The organism is Marinactinospora rubrisoli (genome assembly GCF_042664915.1).
Lineage (GTDB): Bacteria > Actinomycetota > Actinomycetes > Streptosporangiales > Streptosporangiaceae > Marinitenerispora > Marinitenerispora rubrisoli.
This window is the reverse complement of record NZ_JBHTBH010000009.1, coordinates 247,787-267,005: the sequence shown is the minus strand read 5'-3', so window position 1 is coordinate 267,005 and position 19,219 is coordinate 247,787. Positions and strand designations below refer to the sequence as shown.

Annotated in this window: 20 protein-coding genes; 9 read left to right on the top strand and 11 right to left on the bottom strand. The window is 72.9% G+C overall.

Features of this window, described 5'->3' with window-relative positions:
* Window positions 1-31 precede the first annotated feature (31 nt).
* Window positions 32-268, bottom strand: coding sequence for a DUF397 domain-containing protein (locus ACFQRF_RS19660; RefSeq protein ID WP_379872656.1), 237 nt, complete (start codon window positions 266-268; stop codon window positions 32-34).
* Between ACFQRF_RS19660 and ACFQRF_RS19655 the strand changes: the two genes are divergently transcribed.
* Window positions 171-371: a hypothetical protein gene (locus ACFQRF_RS19655; protein ID WP_379872657.1), complete on the top strand. Its 201-nt coding sequence runs from the start codon at window positions 171-173 to the stop codon at window positions 369-371. The two genes, ACFQRF_RS19660 and ACFQRF_RS19655, sit on opposite strands and share 98 nt — an antisense overlap.
* Here the strand turns inward: ACFQRF_RS19655 and ACFQRF_RS19650 are convergent.
* Both ACFQRF_RS19650 and ACFQRF_RS19645 read right to left on the bottom strand, forming a co-directional pair.
* Window positions 356-2,098, bottom strand: coding sequence for an ABC transporter ATP-binding protein (locus tag ACFQRF_RS19650; RefSeq protein WP_379872595.1), 1,743 nt, complete (start codon window positions 2,096-2,098; stop codon window positions 356-358). The two genes, ACFQRF_RS19655 and ACFQRF_RS19650, sit on opposite strands and share 16 nt — an antisense overlap.
* An 8-nt stretch (window positions 2,099-2,106) precedes the next feature.
* Entirely contained in the window at window positions 2,107-2,676 is a 570-nt protein-coding gene (locus tag ACFQRF_RS19645; RefSeq protein WP_379872594.1) for a hypothetical protein, read from the bottom strand.
* A 128-nt stretch (window positions 2,677-2,804) separates the two neighbouring features.
* Here ACFQRF_RS19645 and ACFQRF_RS19640 point away from each other — a divergent pair, with 128 nt between their 5' ends.
* The 5 genes from ACFQRF_RS19640 (at window position 2,805) to ACFQRF_RS19620 (ending at window position 8,408) form a co-directional block, all read left to right on the top strand.
* Entirely contained in the window at window positions 2,805-3,749 is a 945-nt protein-coding gene (locus ACFQRF_RS19640; protein ID WP_379872593.1) for a hypothetical protein, read from the top strand.
* 71 nt (window positions 3,750-3,820) lie between these two features.
* Window positions 3,821-4,663: a maleylpyruvate isomerase family mycothiol-dependent enzyme gene (locus tag ACFQRF_RS19635; RefSeq protein WP_379872592.1), complete on the top strand. Its 843-nt coding sequence runs from the start codon at window positions 3,821-3,823 to the stop codon at window positions 4,661-4,663.
* 212 nt (window positions 4,664-4,875) lie between these two features.
* Window positions 4,876-5,196: a hypothetical protein gene (locus ACFQRF_RS19630; protein WP_379872591.1), complete on the top strand. Its 321-nt coding sequence runs from the start codon at window positions 4,876-4,878 to the stop codon at window positions 5,194-5,196.
* A gap of 153 nt (window positions 5,197-5,349) precedes the next feature.
* Window positions 5,350-5,742 (top strand): hypothetical protein, encoded by a 393-nt coding sequence (locus ACFQRF_RS19625; protein WP_379872590.1) that lies wholly within the window; start codon window positions 5,350-5,352, stop codon window positions 5,740-5,742.
* Between the two features lie 8 nt (window positions 5,743-5,750).
* Window positions 5,751-8,408, top strand: a complete 2,658-nt coding sequence (locus tag ACFQRF_RS19620; RefSeq protein WP_379872589.1) for a DUF4132 domain-containing protein — start codon at window positions 5,751-5,753, stop codon at window positions 8,406-8,408.
* A gap of 397 nt (window positions 8,409-8,805) precedes the next feature.
* Here ACFQRF_RS19620 and ACFQRF_RS19615 read toward each other — a convergent pair whose 3' ends face one another.
* Complete coding sequence (locus tag ACFQRF_RS19615; protein ID WP_379872588.1) at window positions 8,806-9,732, bottom strand: virginiamycin B lyase family protein; 927 nt, start codon at window positions 9,730-9,732, stop codon at window positions 8,806-8,808.
* Window positions 9,733-10,208: 476 nt separating this feature from the next.
* Between ACFQRF_RS19615 and ACFQRF_RS19610 the strand changes: the two genes are divergently transcribed.
* Window positions 10,209-10,394 (top strand): hypothetical protein, encoded by a 186-nt coding sequence (locus tag ACFQRF_RS19610; protein WP_379872587.1) that lies wholly within the window; start codon window positions 10,209-10,211, stop codon window positions 10,392-10,394.
* 70 nt (window positions 10,395-10,464) lie between these two features.
* Here ACFQRF_RS19610 and ACFQRF_RS19605 read toward each other — a convergent pair whose 3' ends face one another.
* Both ACFQRF_RS19605 and ACFQRF_RS19600 read right to left on the bottom strand, forming a co-directional pair.
* Window positions 10,465-11,067 carry a hypothetical protein gene (locus tag ACFQRF_RS19605; protein WP_379872586.1) on the bottom strand — a complete coding sequence of 201 codons (603 nt, stop codon included), beginning with the start codon at window positions 11,065-11,067 and terminating at the stop codon, window positions 10,465-10,467.
* An 83-nt stretch (window positions 11,068-11,150) separates the two neighbouring features.
* A complete protein-coding gene (locus tag ACFQRF_RS19600; protein ID WP_379872585.1) occupies window positions 11,151-11,498 on the bottom strand; it encodes a DUF3817 domain-containing protein in 348 nt (115 codons plus the stop codon).
* 603 nt (window positions 11,499-12,101) lie between these two features.
* Here ACFQRF_RS19600 and ACFQRF_RS19595 point away from each other — a divergent pair.
* Entirely contained in the window at window positions 12,102-13,919 is a 1,818-nt protein-coding gene (locus ACFQRF_RS19595; RefSeq protein ID WP_379872655.1) for a UvrD-helicase domain-containing protein, read from the top strand.
* Between the two features lie 55 nt (window positions 13,920-13,974).
* On the opposite strand, the gene ACFQRF_RS19590 is transcribed toward ACFQRF_RS19595, so the two are convergent.
* Window positions 13,975-14,955 carry a type IV toxin-antitoxin system AbiEi family antitoxin domain-containing protein gene (locus ACFQRF_RS19590; protein ID WP_379872584.1) on the bottom strand — a complete coding sequence of 327 codons (981 nt, stop codon included), beginning with the start codon at window positions 14,953-14,955 and terminating at the stop codon, window positions 13,975-13,977.
* Between the two features lie 158 nt (window positions 14,956-15,113).
* On the opposite strand from ACFQRF_RS19590, the gene ACFQRF_RS19585 reads away from it, so the two are divergent.
* A complete protein-coding gene (locus tag ACFQRF_RS19585) occupies window positions 15,114-15,728 on the top strand; it encodes a DUF1707 domain-containing protein (protein WP_379872583.1) in 615 nt (204 codons plus the stop codon).
* Between the two features lie 28 nt (window positions 15,729-15,756).
* Here ACFQRF_RS19585 and ACFQRF_RS19580 read toward each other — a convergent pair whose 3' ends face one another.
* The 4 genes from ACFQRF_RS19580 to ACFQRF_RS19565 form a co-directional block, all read right to left on the bottom strand.
* Window positions 15,757-16,182: a VOC family protein gene (locus ACFQRF_RS19580; RefSeq protein ID WP_379872582.1), complete on the bottom strand. Its 426-nt coding sequence runs from the start codon at window positions 16,180-16,182 to the stop codon at window positions 15,757-15,759.
* Between the two features lie 10 nt (window positions 16,183-16,192).
* Window positions 16,193-16,621 (bottom strand): helix-turn-helix domain-containing protein, encoded by a 429-nt coding sequence (locus tag ACFQRF_RS19575; RefSeq protein ID WP_379872581.1) that lies wholly within the window; start codon window positions 16,619-16,621, stop codon window positions 16,193-16,195.
* 120 nt (window positions 16,622-16,741) lie between these two features.
* A complete protein-coding gene (locus tag ACFQRF_RS19570) occupies window positions 16,742-17,224 on the bottom strand; it encodes a hypothetical protein (protein WP_379872580.1) in 483 nt (160 codons plus the stop codon).
* A 147-nt stretch (window positions 17,225-17,371) separates the two neighbouring features.
* Window positions 17,372-19,189, bottom strand: a complete 1,818-nt coding sequence (locus tag ACFQRF_RS19565) for a hypothetical protein (protein ID WP_379872579.1) — start codon at window positions 19,187-19,189, stop codon at window positions 17,372-17,374.
* Window positions 19,190-19,219: the final 30 nt, after the last annotated feature.

Sequence of the window (19,219 nt, the reverse complement as noted above, 5' to 3'; positions counted from 1 at the left end):
CCGGGGCGGTCCTCTGTTCTTGCTCTGGGGGCTACAGCTCTTCGCGTCGAATGGCCCCGAGGAAGGCCGCCCACTCTGCGGAGGGGAGAGTCAGGTGGCCGTGGGTGGGGTTCTTGGAATCCCGGAGGGCGACCGTGGCTGGGAGTCGGGCGTACTCGACGCAGTTACTGTTGGTCCCGCCGCCGATCACCAAGCAGGAGACACTGCCCTTCTGGGGCCGCGTCAGGCGACTGCACGCCAACCTCAGCGCCCACGACGCCCGGTACATCGCCCTGGCCGAGGCACTCGGCGTCCCGCTCATCACCGGCGACGCACATATCCGGCGCAGCGGCACGGCCAAGTGCGGCGTCGAGGTCTACGCACACCCCTGACCCAGGTCGGCGGGCACCGGCGGAAGGTGGTCCCGCACCTCCTCGTAACTCCCGCAGGCCGCCACTTTCCCGTCAGCGAGCACGATGATCCGGTCCGCCGCGCGCAGGGTGGAGAACCGGTGCGCGATGACCAGCAGGGTGTGCTCGGTGGAGATCCGGCGCAGGGTCCTGGTGAGGAGCTGTTCGTTGACGGCGTCCAGATGCGAGGTCGGCTCGTCCAGCAGCAGGATCTCCGGGCGGGCGACCAGGGACCGGGCGATGGCCACCCGCTGCTGTTCGCCGCCCGACAGGGTCGATCCGTGCTCGCCGACCATCGTGTCGAGGCCGTCGGGCAGCCGGCGTACCAGGTCCGTCAGGCCCGTCATCTCGATCACCGCGTGCAGCCGCTCCTCGTCGGCGTCCGGCGCCGCATAGCTGATGTTGTCGCGCAGGGTGCCGTACATCAGCGGCGAACTCTGTTCCACCAGCCCGATCCGGGTCCGCCACTCCTCAAGGGTGTGGTCGGAGTGGGCGTCTTTGCCGTCGAAGGCGATCACGCCGTCCGCCGGATCGTAGAACCGGGCGAGCAGGTTGAAGATCGTGGTCTTGCCCGCGCCGGACGGGCCGGCGACCGCCGTGAAACCGTGCCGGGGGACCTGGAAGGACACCCCGGTGAGGATCTCGCGGTCGGTGTAGCGGAACCGGACGTCGCGCAGCGCGAGGCCGGAGCCTACGCTGACAAAAGCCTGGGCGTCGGGGCGCGGCCGTGCCGAGTCCTCCTCGGTCGGCAGGTCCACCACCTCCTGGAGGCGCTGCATGGCCGCGATACCGGTCTGGATCGCCGGGCCGATGTCGAACAGGCTGGACATCGGCACCGCCAGGTAGTTGACGTACAGCAGGAACGCCACCAGGTCGCCGATGGCGATGTCCCCGGCGGCGACCCGGTACAAGCCGACCACGATCACCAGGACCAGCGACCCCTGGACCCCGAACTCGATGGCGGGGGAGACCACCGCGGTCAGCCGGGCCGCCCGCACGTTGTGCCGGCGGATCACGTCGGCTCGGTCGCCCAGTGCTCGGGACTCCCGCGCCTCGGCCCGGCTGACGCGCACGGTGCGGATGGCGCTGAGCACGCGTTCCATCTCGGCGGCGAGCGCGCCGGTGGCCTCCTGCGCCGCCACGGTCTCGCGCCGGATCCCTTTGAGGACCACCCCCACCACGGCTCCGGAGACCACGACGACCGCCAGGACCACCGCCGCGAGCACCGGGTCCAGCCACAGCATCATCGCCAAGCCGCCGACCACGACGAGGGCGCTGACGACGCCGTTCACCACGTCCTGGGCCAGCACGTCGCGCAGCAGTGTGGTGTCAGTGGTGGCGCGGGAGATCAGGTCCCCGAGCCGCTGCCGGTCGAACACCGCCATGCGAAGGCGCAGCAACTGGTCGGTCAACGCCACGCGTAGCCGCATCACGATGGTCTCGCCGGCCTGGTCCAGCCGGTAGGTCGAGAGGGCCTGAGTCGTGGCCTGGGCCACGAAGACCACGGTGAGCAGCAGCAACAGGGGCATGACCGGCTGCCCGGCCGTCGCCGTGTCGATGGTGCGGCTGACGATCATCGGTTGCGCCAGGCCGAGCCCGGCCGCGGCCAGTGCGCAGATCAGGGCGCCCAGCAGCCGCAACCGGCTGCCCCTCGTCCAGACCAGCAGGTCGCGGAGGGTGACACGGCCGGTCGTCGTTGTCTCGTTCATGGTTTCCGTCAGTCATCTAGTCGGTGCCCCAGACGCAGAGCTTCGGCGAGCCACAGCTCGACTTCCAGGATGCGGGTGGCCACCATCGGGTCCAGGTCTTCGGACAGTGCCTGGTCGCTGAGAATTCCGGCGGTCAAGAGATGGGGCGCGTTCAGCTCGGGGAGATTCACCCGGCTGACGATGGCCCGTCCGAAGATCTGCCTGGTGGTGGGCAGGTACGGCAGGGCGCTACACGGCATGAGCCTGACCACCTGGGACTTGCACCGCCAGTACGGGTGCGGTTGGCGGGAGTCGTACCGCCGGTGCAGTGGCAGCCGCTTCGCCTGCTCGACGAACTCCGGGTCCAGGAACGGGTCCTCGGTCCGCAGCAGTCCCGGCGTGCGCAGCCGCTGGTGCGGGTACAGGGCGCTCCACGCGTCCATGACCGCCAGGGAGCGGTGGCGCCGCCCGTGCAGCCGCACCAGGGTCCGTACCCACGAAGCCGTCCAGTCCTCCGCCAGGCCGCGGTACGGTTCGGCGAGAAAGTCGTGCGGCGGCCGTCGGCACAGGTCCGGCCATGAGCAGGCCAGGTAGACCATCGCGCGGCGCCGGCGGCCGGCGAACCGGGACAGCGTCGAGATCGCCTCCAGCTTGGCGGTGGGGTGGCCGACTGTTCCTGGCCCGCGGGGCGGAGGGGCTGCGGGATCGGGAGAACGGCCGGCTGGTCATGGCGTACGGATTCAGCCACCGCCAGCCCGCGCTGGGCCTGCACGTCCAGCAGGCCGTCCAGGGCCTGCACATGGCGTACGAGGCGATCCTGCCGCACTTCAACCGCTACCTGGGCGCCCAGGCCGTGGGCAGCGCCGCTGACTGGTACGTCTGCCGGCCGACGGCCCGGACCTGGCGGTCCCTGGAGCGCGCCGGCCATGAGGCGGCGCACATCTACACCCATGGCGCCCGGTCCGTGGAGGCGGCCGGCGGCGAACTCCATGACGAGGTCGCGCGCCGGGTGCTGGAGATCGCCGACGCGGGGGAGACCGTCCTCGTCGGCGCCGGTTGGCCGGACGCCGGCACCGGAGCGCTGGGCCGGGTCGGGCTGGCCCGGCTGCTGTCCGACGGCCTGCCGGCCGCCCACGCCCGGCGCGAGCGCCTCACCGTCGTGGTCAACCTCTCCGACGATCCCGGCGGTCGGCTGCTGCGCGCGCTGCTGGCGGCGAACGCCGCGCGGGTGGTGGCCCTGGTGCCCAACCGGCATCCGGACCTCGCCGACCAGGCGTCGCAGGCCGCGCTCCAGGAGCTGGTCGCCGCCAAGTACCGGCTGCGGTTCCGGCGCAGCACGCCGGACTCGCGGCACGCCGTGGTCGAGGCGTCGGCCGTCGACCCCGGCAGCCTTGACGACGTTGAGCGGGTCCGGAACCGGATGCTGCACCGCGCACACGGCAAGGTGGGAAACGTGTGGCGGGACGCGCTGGTCCGCGGGAGCCAGGGGCACCCGGGCCGCCCCGTGCCGACGAAGAACGAGGCGCGCGAGATCGTCCGCCGGTCGGCCTCTCGTCCGGACACGCTCTCCGCCGGACTCGTGGAGTTCGGCCGGCACGACGTCGCCGCCGTGCTCACCGACGTCGCCGGGTCGGTCGCCGTGCCGGCCGACGGGACGGCGGCCCGAGCCTGACGGCCGGCCGCCGCGGCGCTGTCGCGGAAATGCCGTTCGACGTGCCCGGGCGGCCGTGCTTGGATACCGCCGTGGACAACCTCGGCCCGGCCATCGACGTTCGCCCGCTCTTCCCCCGAGAGCGCGCCGCGCTGCTGGACCTGCTCGGGTCCCTCGGTCCGGACGACTGGAGGGCGCCAACGGTCTGCCCGGGGTGGGACGTCCACGACCTGGTGGCGCACCTGCTCAACGATCAACTCCGGCGGCTCTCCGGCAGCCGCGACGGCCACGCGGGGCCGCCGTTCGGAGCCGGGGAGACCCTGCCCGCCTACATTCACCGGGTCAACGGCGAATTCGTCCGGGCGGCACGGTGCGCCAGTCCGCGCGTCATGGCCGAGCTGCTGGGCTTCCTCGGCCCGCAGCTCGACGAGCTGTGGGCCGGGCGCCCGCTCGACGGCCAGGCGGATCTCCCCGTGTCGTGGGCCCAGGCCGAGCCGGCCGACTCCACACCGGTGTGGCTGGACATGGCCCGCGAGTACACCGAGTACTGGGTCCACCAGCAGCAGATCCGCGACGCGGTGGGCCGCCCGGGGGCCGATGATCCCGCCCTCATGGCACCCGTGCTGGACACCTTCGCGCGCGCCCTGCCGAGCGCGCTGCACGGACTCACCCGGCCCCCCGGATCCTCGGTGGTGCTGGAGGTCACCGGCCCCGCTGGCGGACGCTGGGCCGCGGTCAGGGGGACCGGCCGCTGGCTGCTCGGCGCCCCGCCCGGCGCGAGGCCGGCCGCGGCGCGGGTGACCCTGCCACAGGACGCCTTCTGGCGGCTGGCCACCCGCGGCATCCCGGCCACCGAGGCGCGTGGCCGTGCGGACGTCCACGGCGACCCGGAGCTCGTGGACGCGGTGACCGGCCTGCTCGCCATCGTGCACTGAGCCGGATGGGTGCCGGCCACCCGCGACCCGACGGCCGCCGTGCGGGGTCTCCAGGCAGGGGGCGGCGGACCCGCCACGGCAGGAGGGTGCCGAGGCACCCGGCCCGATCCGCGTCCCGGCATTCGCCGTGGCCGTCTGTGGATAACCGATCACGCTTCGTCACGGTCGCCTACCGTCGAAATCCCGACCGGGTCCTTCGACGGGAGGCCGCAGTGCACGTCATGGTCCAGATCGACATCGAGAGCCCCGGCGGTCCCGCCGCCGGGGACGAACTTCGGGCGCGGGGCGCCGCACAGTTGCTCATGGCGGCGCTGGCCACCGTCAGCAGGATCGAGGGCCCGGGCGGGGTGGTCGTCCGGCCACGGGCGGCCCGGTGCGTCGCCCACGACGGTGGCGTGGCGGTTCGGGTGGCGGCCGACGCCCCCTCCGCCGACCTCGCCGAGACCGGGCTGCGGCTCGCGCTCGTCCAGCTGGTGGGCGAGCACGCGGCGCTCGCGGGCTGGCGGGTGGCCGAACGCGGGGCACGGCCATGAGCCCGTGGGATTCACGGAAGCCGCGGGCCACCCGTCCCGGCGGCACGGAACTGTCACCGCGATCCACTACCGTGCCCGTCACGGTGCCGGCGACGGCCGCCGCCCTTCCCGATCTCCGTGAACCTGCTGACCTTCCCCCAGCAAGGGAGCACCATGGCCCGCGCCATCTTCCGCGACGAGTCGCCGCTCGGCGATCGGCTCGACGCCTTCGAACTGCCCGACCTCCCGGACTCCGTCACCGTCCGCGAGCTCATCCGCCTGCGAGTGCGGGAGGAGGTCGCGCGTTACAACGCCGATCCCGGGCCGAGCTTCCGGGGGCTGGTGCGGCCGGACGACACCGAGGCCGAACTGAACGGCTACCACATGCGCAAGCGTCGGTCCATCAGCTGGGAACGCCAGGCCGACATCGCCGAGCGGGCGTTCACCCGCAACGGGTTCGTGGTGCTGGTCGGAGACCGCCAGGTCGAGGACCTGGACGAGTCCGTGGCGCTGACCGGCGATCCGGAGATCGTCTTCATCAAGCTCGTTCCGCTGGTGGGAGGGTGAACGCCGGGATGAACGCCGAGAACGACTCGAATCCGCCGGTCACCGAAGCCGACCTCGACTCCCCCGAACTCACCGGAGCGCGGCCCGGCGACATCGCGGAATTCCTGCTGCGGCGGTTCAAGCTGGCGGACGAGCACCGCCCCTACCTGGTGATGCTGGCGGAACTCGGCGGCCCGGTCGCCGTCCGCCTGGAACTCGCCATCGCGAAGATCATCCCGCCCGACAACTGGTGGCAGCGGGTGGCGAAGCTCAAAGGCACCGAGGTGGACGAGGTCCTCCGTTCCTGCGACGACGCGGGGCTGCGCGCCGCTGGCATGTGGGCGCTGGTACGCCTCGCGCGCAACGGCGACCCGTACAAGACCAACGGGCACCGGGCGGTGCTCGCCGCGCTGGCCCGGCGCGGCCTCTCTTGGAGCGGGGCCCAGCTCACGGCGATGCTGCGCATGGCGGAGGGCCAGGGGAAATACGACTACCACGCCGCAGAACTGGCGAAGCTGCCGGTCGCCGCCTGCGAGCGCGCCGACGACGCGCTGCTGACGGAGTGCGCCACCGGCCTCCGCGCCCTGCACGCGGTGCTCGGCAGATCCGAGTACGCCGACGTCCGCAAGGTCCACGCCAGGGTCGAGGCGCTGATCGGACGGCTCGCCGGGGGTGCGGAGACAGCCGAGCGCCTGTTCGGCGAGGACGACGCGTTCGGCGCGCTGCTCCGTCGCGAGGCGCCCGAGGCGCTGCGCACCCCGGGACTCGGGGCGCTGCTGCAGCGGTGCGGCACGCTCAGCGGCACCCGGCCGACCAAGGCGTGGCGGACGCAGGTGCAGGCGGTGCTGCGCGACCATCCCGACGTGCTGGCCGGCGCGCGCGCCGTGCTGGCGCAGATTCCGAAGCTGCCGGACAGCGCCATCTATGTGGAACACGAGTACGTCTCCGACATCACCCCGCACATCGGTTCGGAGAACACCCAGCTCATGCTGCGGGGGCTGCTGTGGAGCCTGGACGTGGCGCCGCACGCCGAAACGCCGTGGGCACCGGCACTGCTCGCCGACGTCGCGCGGTTCACCGGCACCGGCCGCGGCGGCAGCAAGGTGCTGCGCGGCGAGCGGCTGGCGACCGCCGCCATCGCGGTCCTCGGGGCGCGCGGTGACGAAGCGGCCGTGGCCGGCCTCGCCCGGGTGCAGGCCAAGGTGGTCAAGAAGACCGTGGCCGGTGCCGTCGATCGGGCCCTGGACGGCTGCGCCGAACGGCTCGGCCTGACCCGGTGGCAGCTCGTGGAGCGCACCGTCCCCGACTTCGAGCTCGGCCCCGGCGCCCGCCGCGAGGAGTCCCTCGGGGAGCACACCGCGATCCTGCGTGTCGACGGCGACGGCGGCGCGGCACTAAAGTTCCGCGGCGGCAACGGCCGGGAGCTCAAGTCGGTCCCCAAGGCCGTCCGCGAGGCGCACGCCGATCGGCTGACCGCGCTGCGCGCCGAACTCAAGGAGCTGCAGTCCACGCTGGCCGCCGAACGGTTCCGCATCGAGACCGCGCTCGCCGAGGGCCGGGTGTGGGACCTCGCCGACTGGCGCCGCTACTACCTCGACCATCCCCTCACCGGGTGGTTCGCCCGCGTGCTCGTCTGGGAGGTTTCCACCGACGCCGGCGCGACCTGGCGGGACGGTCTCCCGGAGCCCGATGGCGACCACTGGCGGCTCGTCGGCCCCGAGGGCACCGAGGTCTTCCGCACCGACGGCGAATCCGTGGCGCCGCCGCAGGTCCGGCTGTGGCACCCCATCCGCGCCGTGCCCGACCGGGTGCGCGCGTGGCGCGACCACCTGATGGCGGCCGAGCTCCGCCAGCCGGTGAAGCAGGCGTACCGCGAGATCTACCTGCTCACCCCGGCCGAGGAGGCCACCTCCACCTACTCCAACCGGTACGCCGGGCACATCCTGCGCTACCCCCAGGCCAAGGCGCTGCTCGCCGGGCGTGGCTGGTCCGGCCTCACCCTCGGCTACTGGGACGGTGGCTTCGACGGCTCCGCCGAGCGCGTGTACCACGACGCCGCCTCCGGCACCGACTGGGCGGCGGTCTGCTACCTGGAGCTGGCCGAGCACTCGGACGACGACTACATGCGCGTCTCCTTCTGTTCCTCCGACCAGGTCCGCATCGGGCGGGCCGGGGCGGTGGACGACGAGGGCGACCTGCGCGACGTCCCGGCGCTGGTGTTCTCCGAGGTCATGCGGGACATGGACCTCGCGGTCGGGGTCGCCTCGATCGCCGCCGACCCGGAGTGGGTCGACCGCGGCGAGGACCGGTACCTCGCCTACTGGCGGGAGGCCGGATTCGGAAAGCTGACCGAGTCCGCCGAGATGCGCCGGACCGCGCTCGAACGCCTGATCCCGCGGCTGAAGATCGCCGACCGGCTGGAGCTGACCGACCGGTTCCTCAAGGTCCGCGGCGACCTGCGCGGCTACCGTATCCACCTGGGCAGCGCCAACATCCTCATGGAGCCGGACGACTCCTACCTGTGCATCGTCACGGCGCGCGGCGGCGACTCCGCCGTCTTCCTGCCGTTCGAGGCCGACGGCGGCCGTCTCTCGGTGATCCTCTCGAAGGCGTTCCTGCTCGCCGACGACACCGCCATCACCGACCCGAGCATCACGCGGCAGATCCGCCGCGGCTCGGCGGGCTGACCGACGCGGGAACAAGATCGGGGGCGGCATCCGGACAGGGTGCCGCCCCTCCGCAGGTCAGGGGCCGCCGCTCGCCGCGCGAACACGCCCGAGGGCGGAGCCCTGTCCGGGGCGCCGCAGGCACGGGCGCGCCCGGCCGGGCTCTTTCACCGAGCGCCGCCTGCGGGCCGGAGCGCGGGCCGCCGTGCGTGTGCCCGGCGGCGCATGCTTCCGGAATCATGCGGACGAGCGCCCGGTGCGAAGCGCGGCTCGCCAATGCGCCTGCCCCGGTGTCCCGGGCTGCGGCACTTGATGCCGTCCGTGCGGAAGCACCCGGTCGGCCCGATGCGCCGGCCCTCTTCATCTCAAGGGCGGGCCTCGCCGCATGCGGAACCCCGTCCAGCCGGGCCCGCACCGGTCAGCGCGGCGCCGGCCCCGGGTCTCCCGCGCCCGGTGCCACCCGGGCGAGGGCGCCCGATTCGAGGGCGACCCACAGCGCGCCGTCCGGCCCGGGGGCGATCCCGTGCGGCTCGGAGCCGGGGGATGGCAGCGGGTAGCCGTCGACGTCTCCGTCGACGGAGATCCGGCCGACGCGGTTCGCCCCCCACTCGGTGAACCAGAGTGCGCCGTCCGGTCCGGTGGTGATGGCGTGCGGACGTGCCGCCCGGTCCGGCAGCGGGAATTCGGTGATGTGCCCGTCGGTCGTCACGCGGCCGACCTGCCCGGCGCCGATCTCCACGAACCACAGCGCACCGTCCGGCCCGGCGGCGATCCCCACCGGTCCGGCGGCGGGCGTGGGCAGCGGGAACAGGACGGCCTCGCCGCCGGTGGTGATCCGGCCGATGGCGTTCGCCTGGTTCAGGGTGCACCACAGTGCTCCGTCCGGCCCCGCCGCGATCATCGACGGAAACGCTCCGGTCACGGGGAGCGGGAACTCGGTCACCTCGCCGTCCGGCGTGATCCGCGCGACGGCGTTGGCGTTCATCTCCGTGCACCACACCGCGCCGTCCGGCCCGGCGGCGACGCCGAACGGCCCGGCCTCCGGAGTGGGCAGCGGATACGAGGACGCGTGGCCGTCGGTGCTGATACGGCCGATCCGGTGCGCCTGCGTCTGCGCGAACCAGAGCGCGCCGTCCGGCCCGGCCGTGATGACCGTCGGCCCGCACGTCGCGGGTTCGAGCTGATGGGAGGCGTGCTCACCGCGCACGGTCATCCGGCCGATCCGGCCGTCCCCGTTCATGGTGAACCAGAGGGCGCCGTCGGGCCCTGCGGTGATGCCGTACGGTCCGGAGCCCGCGCCCGGGAGGCGGTGTTCGGTGATCGCGGCGGACGGTGTCGAAGACATGGCGGGCTCCCGGTGGTGATGGAGGTGCGCGGTCGAGTCAAGGGCGGGCCGGCCGGATCGGACGGGGACCGGCGGATGGCGCCGAGCGCAGGCGGCGCCCTTGCGTCCGGCCCTGATGTCCGGTCGCGGGTCCGCCGGCCGCCGTCATGGCACCGCGCCATGGTCGGTGCTGGGCGTCAATGGCGGCAACCGGTTTTCCGGGTTGCGCGGCGTTCCCCGCTGCGGCTCCTTTGTGGAGCGCTGCCCGTCGGGGACGTTCGCCGCCGATGTCGGTGCGGAATCGGTGCGCTGGTGAGCGGATGGGCGGACGGTAGAACGGACGGAGGTACGGAGAAGCGAGCGCAAACGGACCGGCAAGGTCGGGCGTCTGAATTCACGGTTTCTCTGAACGTGTTCCACATCAGAAAAGGGCGAATATGCCATCCCGCAAGTATCCGAGGCGTGACGCCGGCTCCGCCCTTGCCGGCGGCATATTGATGACGGTCTGCTGCAATGTCGTCTGCGGCATCCTGGCGATCGTGTTCGCGGTCATCGCGATGTCGATGGACGACCCCCACCAGCGGGAGAAGTTCGTCGGGTATTCCTGGAACTCGTTCGGGATCGGGCTCGCGATCACTTGCGTGGGTCTCATCCTCATCGGCATGGTGGCCGGACACATGTGACTCACGGCGGCTGCACTGCCGGTACGGCAGGGGCGAGCCGATTCGGCGAGGTGCTGAGGCGGCGCCGGATTCACTTCTCGCCGACCGGGTCCCACCCATCGAGCAGGTGCCGGATCACGGCCGTGACGTGCTCGTCCGTCTCCGTTTCCGCGCGCTCGCGCAGCAGCGTGCGGAATTCAGGCCAGGGCTGGTAGGTGACGGCCCAGACCGCTGCCATGCGCACCTGCGGCGACGCGTGCGCGAGCGCCGCGCGGACGCAATCGAGGACGCCCTCGTGGACCTCCAAAGGGGCCCCGGCACCGGCCCGAACGACGGCGTGCGCCCGGTCTTCATCTCCGAACTGCCAGTCCACGTCCTCCAGTAGCTGGCCGACGGAGCGGACGGGAAGTCGCTGCTCCGCCAGCCGCGCCACCGCCGCCACCTGCTCCGGGTCACTGCCCACCGAGGTCACGTACGCGAAGTCGGACAGCAGGTCCTCTTCGTAGTGGAGTGCGGGGTCCGTACCCCAGACGACGCGAGCCGGCAGCCAGGATTCGCGGTCCTCTTCCCGTGTGGAGGAGGGGCCCGACCAGCCGAGCTCCGGCGGGAACGTGGCGACGGAGGCGGACACGACGCGCAGGCCGAATCCCTCCTGGAGGATCAGGCGGCGACTTCGATGGACGACACCGTCCATGGGGGGACTCCTTCAGCGTGTGCGTCCGGCCCCTCCAGGCCGGGACGCTTTCGGCCGGCGACCGATCCTGCCGCGTGCGGTGCTCAACGCGCGGCGGACCCCACCGGCTCCGGCTCCCGCTCGGCGGTGCGGTCGATGCGTCCGGTGCGGGAGGCCCAGCGCTCGAAGATCACCGTGCCCAGCGGCGGGACGCTGGCGACAAGGGCGAGGACGCCCGTCAGCGGGGACCAGCGCAGCACGATCCAGGCCAGGACGGCGACGGCGACATAACCGAGGAAAGCCGCTCCGTGCAGTGGGCCGAACACCTTGACCCCGATCTCGTTGTGGACGACGAGGTACTTGACGACCATGCCGGCCAGGAGCCCGGCCCAGGTGACGGCCTCGACGGCGGCGATCACCCGGAAGGCGGTCAGCAGTAGCGGCTTGGACACGGGGGCTCCTCGGGGCGGTAGCGGCAACGGCAGGGGCCGGTTGATGCGCGGCCGGACGTCCGTACCAGTCTGCGCGGCGCGCGGGAGTGGATCGGACGTGACGCCGGTTACTCCGGCGACGGGATCCCGGGAGTAACCGGCATCCGAAATCGGGCGGTGGGTAGACCCCGTCTCCGCACCCTGGGATCCGAGAGCGGGCGCCGGGGCGGGCCCGCGGTGTCCAGGGAGATCGGGCCGACCGCCGACGGCGGGACCGCGTTCCCGGAAGCCGGTCCGCCGCACCGGTTCTCGCGGTTTCGGTCGGTGGAAAATCCGGGATCCGGACACCGTGGCGAGCGTGCCGGACGAGCCTCGTCCGGCAATCAAGGTGACAGTTACCTTACCTTTCGGGGAGGTAGTCGGAAAGGCGTTCGTTTTCTCGTATCTGACCTGCGGAAACGTTCGTCCTTTTCGTGGTTGATCCGCGACGGGAACAGGGGTTTCTGGGGCGGTTTGCCGGAATTTCTCGATGAGCATTTCTACCGGTGGACGCGGTGGTCGTCCCGCAACCGACTTCCCCACGCGCCGCCCGACGACCGGCCCAGACCTGGAGGAATGCCCGACGTGCCGCAGCTCGCCATCGCCCCCACCTTCCTCAACGATTTCTCCCGGCTCGACACGCGTGTCCAAGCCGCCGCCCTCACCGCCGTGCAGGCGTACCTCACCGGCGACCGGCCTGACCTGGGCAGCGTCGAGGACGCCGCCGACTCCCGGGTGCGGATGCTGCAGATCGGCCCGGAATGGTCCGGTGTGGTCGCCCCCACGCCGGATGACGGCTACTGCCTGATCACCATCCGGCCGCACGAGGAGGCGCTGGCCTTCGCCCGGCGGTTCCGGCCCGGCCCGGTACCGGCCATCGACATCATCGAAATTCCGCACCACCCCGCCCCTGTTCCGGCGGCGCCCACGGTGGTCGGGCCGGTCGAGATCGCGCGCCATCTCCGCGGCCCCTTCGACCGCTGGCAGGTCACGCTGCACCCGGACCAGAAGCGCCTCGCCGAAGGGCGGTTCCGCGGATCCGTGCAGGTGACCGGCGGCCCGGGCACCGGCAAGACGGTGCTCGCGCTGCACCGCGCCGCCCACCTGGCCGCCGCTCTCACCGCCCGGCCGGACCGCGACACGCGGCCGGTGCTGCTCACCACGTACAACCGGCTGCTCGCCCAGACGCTCAGCGCGCACCTCGACCGGATCGTGCCGGATCCCGACGTGCGCGCCCGCATCGAGGTGGTCACCATCGACGGCCTGGCCCGCGCCGTCGTGCAGGGACACGCGGGATTCGCCCCGGAGGCGCTGGCCAAGGAGGTGATCGCGCAGCGCTGGCGGGACGCCGCCCGGGCGGACGGCATCCCCTACTCCGGCCGTTTCCTGGTGGACGAGTGGGAGCAGGTGATCCTCGCCCGCGGGTTCACCGACCCCGCCGCCTACATCCGGTGCGAGCGCAGCGGCCGTGTGCTGCACCTCGCCCCCGAGCACCGGCGGCTCGTCTGGGACACCGTGCGCCGCTACACCGACGCCATGCGGGTCGCAGGGGAGTGGTCCTACCCGCAGGTGGCCGACGAGGCCGCCCGCGCTCTGCGGCGTTCGGGACCCCGGTACGCGCACGTCGTCGTGGACGAGGCACAGGATCTGCACCCGGCCCAGTGGCGACTGCTGCGCGCCGCCGTCGCCGAGGGACCCGACGATCTCTTCATCGTCGGCGACCCGCACCAGCGCATCTACGACAGCCGGGTGTCGCTCGCCTCGGTCGGCATCCACGTGCGGGGGCGCGGCCACCGGCTGCGGGTGAGCTACCGCGTCACCCAGGAGACCCTGGACTGGGCGGTGCCGATCCTCGGGCGGACGCCGGCCGTGGGCCTGGACGACAGTGTCGACACCCTCGCCGGGTACCGCTCGCTGCTGCACGGGCCGCGGCCGGTGGTGCGCGGCTGCGCCAGCCGCCACGAGGAGCTCGCGGCGCTCGGCGAGTGGGTCCGGGCCTGGCTGGCGGCCGGGGTGGCCGCGCCGTCGATCGCGGTGGCCGGGCGGAACCGCTGGGTCGTCCGGGACATCAGCAAGGAGCTGCTGGCCCAGGGGATCCGCACCGCGCCGGTGGACGCGACGGACGACGTGGACGCCGTGCGGGTCGGCACCATGCACAAGCTGAAGGGGCAGGAGTACCGGTGCGTCGCCGTGGTGGGAGCGGGCGAGGCGCAGTTGCCGCCCAGGGCGGCGGTCGACGCGGCCGAGGGGGACCCGGTGGCGCTGGAGCAGATCCGCCAGCAGGAGCGCAACCTGCTGTTCGTGGCCTGCACCCGGGCCCGCGACGCCCTCTACGTCTCCCACGTGGGGGCGCCGAGCCGGCTGCTCCCCGATCACGCCGACTCCGCGGAGTCCGCTGACTGAGCCGGCCTTCCGCCGGCGCGGTGCGGGCACACCGCGCCGGCGGAAGGGCCCGCGGTCACTCGCATGGCGCCGCCCCGCCGCCGTCCGGCGGTGGACCATCGCCGGGCCGTTCGGCGCCGGCCGTGGCGCGGTCGCGCGCCTCGCGGATCATGGCGACGATCTCGCGCGGGTGATGGAGGTCCCGCCAAGTGAAGCGGAGGAGCACCAGCCGTTCCGGAGAGCTGACGATGTCGTTCTGCCGGCGGCGGTCGACGAAGAGCGGGCCGGGGAGCGAGTGGGGCTCCGAACCGTCGGCCTCCACCACGACGCCCCAGCTGGGCCAGGCGAGGTCGGCATGCCCGGCGAGCCGGCCGTCGCCGTTGTACACGGGGTACTGCAGCGTCTCCGGCGGGATGCCCGCGTCATGGCAGACGAGCCGCAGGCGCGTCTCGAAGGTGCTCTGTGCCCGGCCGTCGGCCAGCCGCCACCAGTCCCGGGTCCGCCGGGCGCCGCGCCGGCCCGCGTTGGCGGCTTCCAGGGTGGGCAGGTCGGCGGCGTCGACGAGCCCGTTCTGCAGCGCCGAGTCGAGGATGCTCACCGCCGAGTACCGGTCCGCGAGCAGGACGGTGTCGCGCAGGGTGCGGGCCGGGGTGGTGACCCGCAGGCCGTTGCAGAGCGTCACCTCGCCCGGGGCGACGTTCCAGCCGTGCAGGCGCAGACCGTCGTGCCGGGCCGCGGCCGATCCGCTGACGCTGAGATGGACGTGCTCGTGTCCCGGGCCGGGGAGCAGCCCCTGCAGCCGCCACAGCCGCGCCGCCGTGGGGCCGACCGCCACGGCGCGTGGCCCGTAGACCAGTTGCGCCGCCATGACCCGCGCGGCGAGCCGGGGCGGGTCGCCACCGACGAAGTACACACCGGCCCGCAGCCGCCGCCACTCGCCACGGCGGAGCAGCCGGGCAATCTGCTGAGGGAGGAGACCGCACGCCAGGGCCTGGTGGCGGGCGATGACCCCGTGCTGGGTGGCGGCGAGCGTGTGTGCGCTGGACAGTTCCGGCATGCTTCCAGGGTCGGAGGCGGCGGGTCGCGCCGGCGAGTCCGGTTCCGGGACTGTGGACAACCGGCCCGTGCGGCGAAAGGACGCCGGGGGAACTGGGAGCCGTGGTGGTGCGCAATTACGATGAAACGCGAGCGTTGAGCGGATCGACGGGGAGAACCATGACCGGAGACGGGGCGGTTGGCCGGGACGCGATGCGGGCGTCCGATCTCGACCGGGACCAGGTGGCCGAGATCCTGCGGCAGGCCGCCGGAGAGGGCCGGATCACCCTCGACGAACTCGACGAGCGGCTCGACCTCGCCTACCGTGCCCGCACCTACGGCGAACTGCGTCCGCTCACCGCCGATCTGCCCACCGGCCACGGCACGCCGGCCGTCCCTCACCAGGCCGGCGCCGCCGAGCGCACCCTGGAGCTTCGCGCCAAGGCCGGCAGCATCGCCCGGCGGGGGGAGTGGGAGGTGCCGGCCCGGGTCGTCGTGAGCAACCCCTACGGCGAGACCCGGCTCAATTTCCGCGAGGCCAGGCTGCTGGCCGACGTGATCGACCTGGAGATCACCGCCTCCTGGGGAGACGCCAAGATCGTGCTGCCCGACGGCGCCACAGCCGCCATCGACGTGGACACGTCGTGGTTCGGTGACGTGGACAGCCGGGTCCCCGATCGGCCGGCCCCGCCCGCGCCGCACTTCCGGATCAGCGGCGCCGTGAAGGGCGGTGCGCTGCGCGTCCGGTACAAGACCAGGCTCGACGAATGGATGGGCTGGAACGACTGGGACTGAGGACCCGCCCGGCCGGACGTGCGGCCGCTCACCCCGCCGGGGGCCGCGGCGCGGGCTGGGTGATCCGGATGTTGTTGCCGAACGGATCACGGAGCGCACAGTCGATCCCGTAGGGGCGCGTCGTCGGGGTCTCGGTGAACTCGACGCCACGCTCCAGCAGCGTCTCGTAGGTCTTCTGGCAGTCCGCGGTGCCGAGGATGAGCCAGCCGCCCATGACGCCCTTGGTCACCAGTTCGCGAACCTGTTCCGCGGTGGCCTCGTCCAGCGCCGGCGGGCCCGGCCGTTCCAGCAGTAGTTCGCGCCCGGTGTCGCCCGGCACCCGCACGGTCAGCCAGCGCATGAAGCCGAGGTCCGCGTCGGTGGCGACCTCCATGCCGAGTTTGCCGACGTAGAAGTCGAGTGCCTGGTCCTGGTCGAGGACGTAGATCTGGGAGTGAGTGATCGATCGCAACATGGCGGCAACGCTAGTCGCGTCCGGTCTGGCCCGCTTCTCCGAAACTGCTCGGTCTCAGCCACGCCTTGGCAAAGCAAGTCGGCACCCCCGCCGCGGTGCCGCGCGCTGCGGCGCGGTAGGCCGAGGGCGACCGGCCGACGATGTCGCGAAACGTCCGGCTGAAGGTGCCCAGGCTCGTGAAGCCGACCGCGAGGCAGATGTCGGTGACGCTCAGACCGGTCTCGCGCAGCAGGGCCATGGCGCGTTCGACACGCCGGCGCTGCAGGTAGCGGTGCGGCGTCTCCCCGAACGTCGCACGGAAGGTCCGGATGAAGTGCGCCTCGGACACGTGCGCGATCCGGGCGAGGGCCCGGACGTCGAGGGGAGCCGCGTAGTCGCGGTCCATGGCGTCGCGGGCCCGGAGCATCCGGCGATTGGACTCCTCGACGGCGCGGTTCATGCCAACATCACACCACGTCAGTGCGGCGGGAGCGCTCGCCACCCCGGCCCACGGTGCGGCCGGGCCACGGGACGGCGGCCGGAAGGCGCGCGGACGCCCGCCCCTCCCGGCCGCCCCGGCTCACTCCGCCGGTCGGACCCCCAGAGCGGTCTCCCGGACGTCCTCCACCCCGAAACGCTCGGGATCCACCCGCACCGACACCGCGACTCCCGGCCGCACCTGCCAGAACGCCAGATCATCGGCGATACCGCCATCGTGCGCTCCGTGCCGGAACGGCTGCACCCGCCACGCACCGGGCTCGCGCTCGTGGTACTCGGCCAGGAAGTCCTGGGTCGCGGCGACGTCGGACAGCCGCTCGCCGCGCAGCACCGCAACGGTGAGGTCGACCCGGTACCCGCCGCTCTCCAGCTGCCGCTCCCACACCCGCTCGGTGAAGGCGACATCGCCCCACTCGAACCTGAAGTCCGACTCCAGCGTGCCGGCCCCCGCCGGCACGTGCTCGATCACGAATCCGTCCAACGGCTCCCGAACCTCCACTTCCCCCGGCGAGGCGACGACCGCCCCGGCCGCCACCATGACCGCCGCCAACGACTGAACCAGCATGGCAAAACCTCCAGACGAACGTCCGGATGCCCCTCCGGGCACCCAGCGTCCATGCTCGGCGCGCGCACCCTGCCGGCTCCACCGCGGTTCGTGGTCTGTGGATAACCCACCCGAGAGGCCGGCCCGCAGGCCCCGGGGGCGTGGCGGTCAGCCGCGGCCGGATGTCCCCCGGCTCCGCAGGCGGTACAGCGTCGCGCGCGCCTGCTTGCAGACCTTCGGGTCCGGATGGTGCTCGCCGACGTAGCTCAGCAGGAAGGCGCTCTCGGGGTGGTCGATGTCCAGCGCGATCTCGAACAGCAGCGGCTCGGCGCCCAGCAGCGGGCTGTCCAGGAGCCGCTGCTCGTCCAGCAGGCCCAGCCGGGCGAGCGCCGCCTCGGTGTCGAGTGTGACCCACGTGCGGTCGTCGGGCCGCAGGTCCGACTCCTTCAGGAAACCGGCGTCGAACAGCCACGCGCGGGCCTGGGCGCCGAAGGCGGGGTCGTCGCGCAGGGCGTCGTACACCGGGCGGGCCGCTTCGGCGTGTTCGCGGGTGGCGCAGGCGATCACGAACCGGTGGGTGGAGTCGTCCGTGCGCCGCGCGACCTCGACCAGGTCGTGCATGGCGGTGGCGGTGTCACGGGCGCCGATCCAGTCGTCGAGGTCGACGTCGGCGGTGGGCTGGCCGGAGGCGGCGCGCTCCACGAGGACCTCGGCGTTCTCGGCCATCAGCTCGTCGAACGTGCGGATGACGTAGTCGTCGGCCGACAGTTCCTCGAAGCCGATCCACTCGCCGAGCGGCGTCAGGCGCACCACGGGCTCGCCGGCCTCCCGGGCCTCCTCGCACGTGGCGTCCCGGACGAGTACGCCGAGTTTCTCCAGTTCGGTGAGCGCCGTCTCGACCACCGGGGCGAACCGGGCCGCCGCGTCGGCGACGTCCCCGCTGTCCCCGGGCGGCGGTTCCTCATCGAACGCACCGGACGCCTCGGCCACCAGTTCGAGCACCACCGGGACCGGCAGCGGCGGGCGTTCGGCGAACAGCACGGTGACCACGGCCACCACGAACTCCTCGGGGTCCAGACCGAAGGCGTCCTCGAACGAGCCGGCGTCCAGGCCGCGCCCCTCGGCGATCGCCGGCCCGAGAGCGTCGTAGGCGCTGAGCCACGCCTCCTCGGAGTCCTTCGGCAGCCCCTCCGGCGACTCCCGGCGCAGCCGCGCCAGCGTGGGGGCGGCCTCCATCGCGGCCGCGAGTTCGGCGCCCTCCAGCAGCCGCGGCGCGCGCCACACGTAACCGACGCGCCCGATGCCGTCCACCGGGGACTTGGGCGCCGCCGCGGTGCCCTCGGCGATGGCGGCCAGCGTCTCCTGGTCCACCGGCAGGTCGCCCTCGTCGAGCCGGGACTCGAAGTCCGCGAGCTGCTCCGGGTCGTCGACGTCCACGTCGGAGTCCAGCAGCGCCCGCTGCAGGTACTTGGCGATCCGGTGCTGCTCCGGGTTCTCGACCGCGTTCTGGTAGGCGTCGGCGAGCTCGTCCATGGTCGCGAGCAGCCCGTCGCGGCCGTCGGAGCGCGGGTCCAGCCAGCCGCGCGCCTCCAGGAAGCGGTACCAGGCGTCCAGCGCGGCGCGCAGGTCCCCGACCGGCGGCGGGGTGCGCTCCGCCTCCTCGGGCAGCCAGCCGAGCAGCAGCGCCGCCACATCGTCCTCGTTCCACCGCGCGAGCAGCCCGTCACCGCCCTCGTCCGGCTCGCCGAACTTGAAATCGAGCAGGATCTCCAGCGCGGTCCGCGACACAGGGATGTTCTCGGCGCGGCAGTGGGCGAGCGTTCGCGTGATGAACAGCGACCGGTACTCGTCGAACGTTTCCTGATCGGCGTTCGTGAACACCAAACGCATGGCGGCGACCAACCTGAGGGTAGAGGGGAACGACGGCCGGCGGCCGGTGAGCACGAGCGGCGCCGCGGCCATGCCGACGACGGCCGGTACGGACATCCCCGTGCACCAGGGCCGGACCGGAACGCG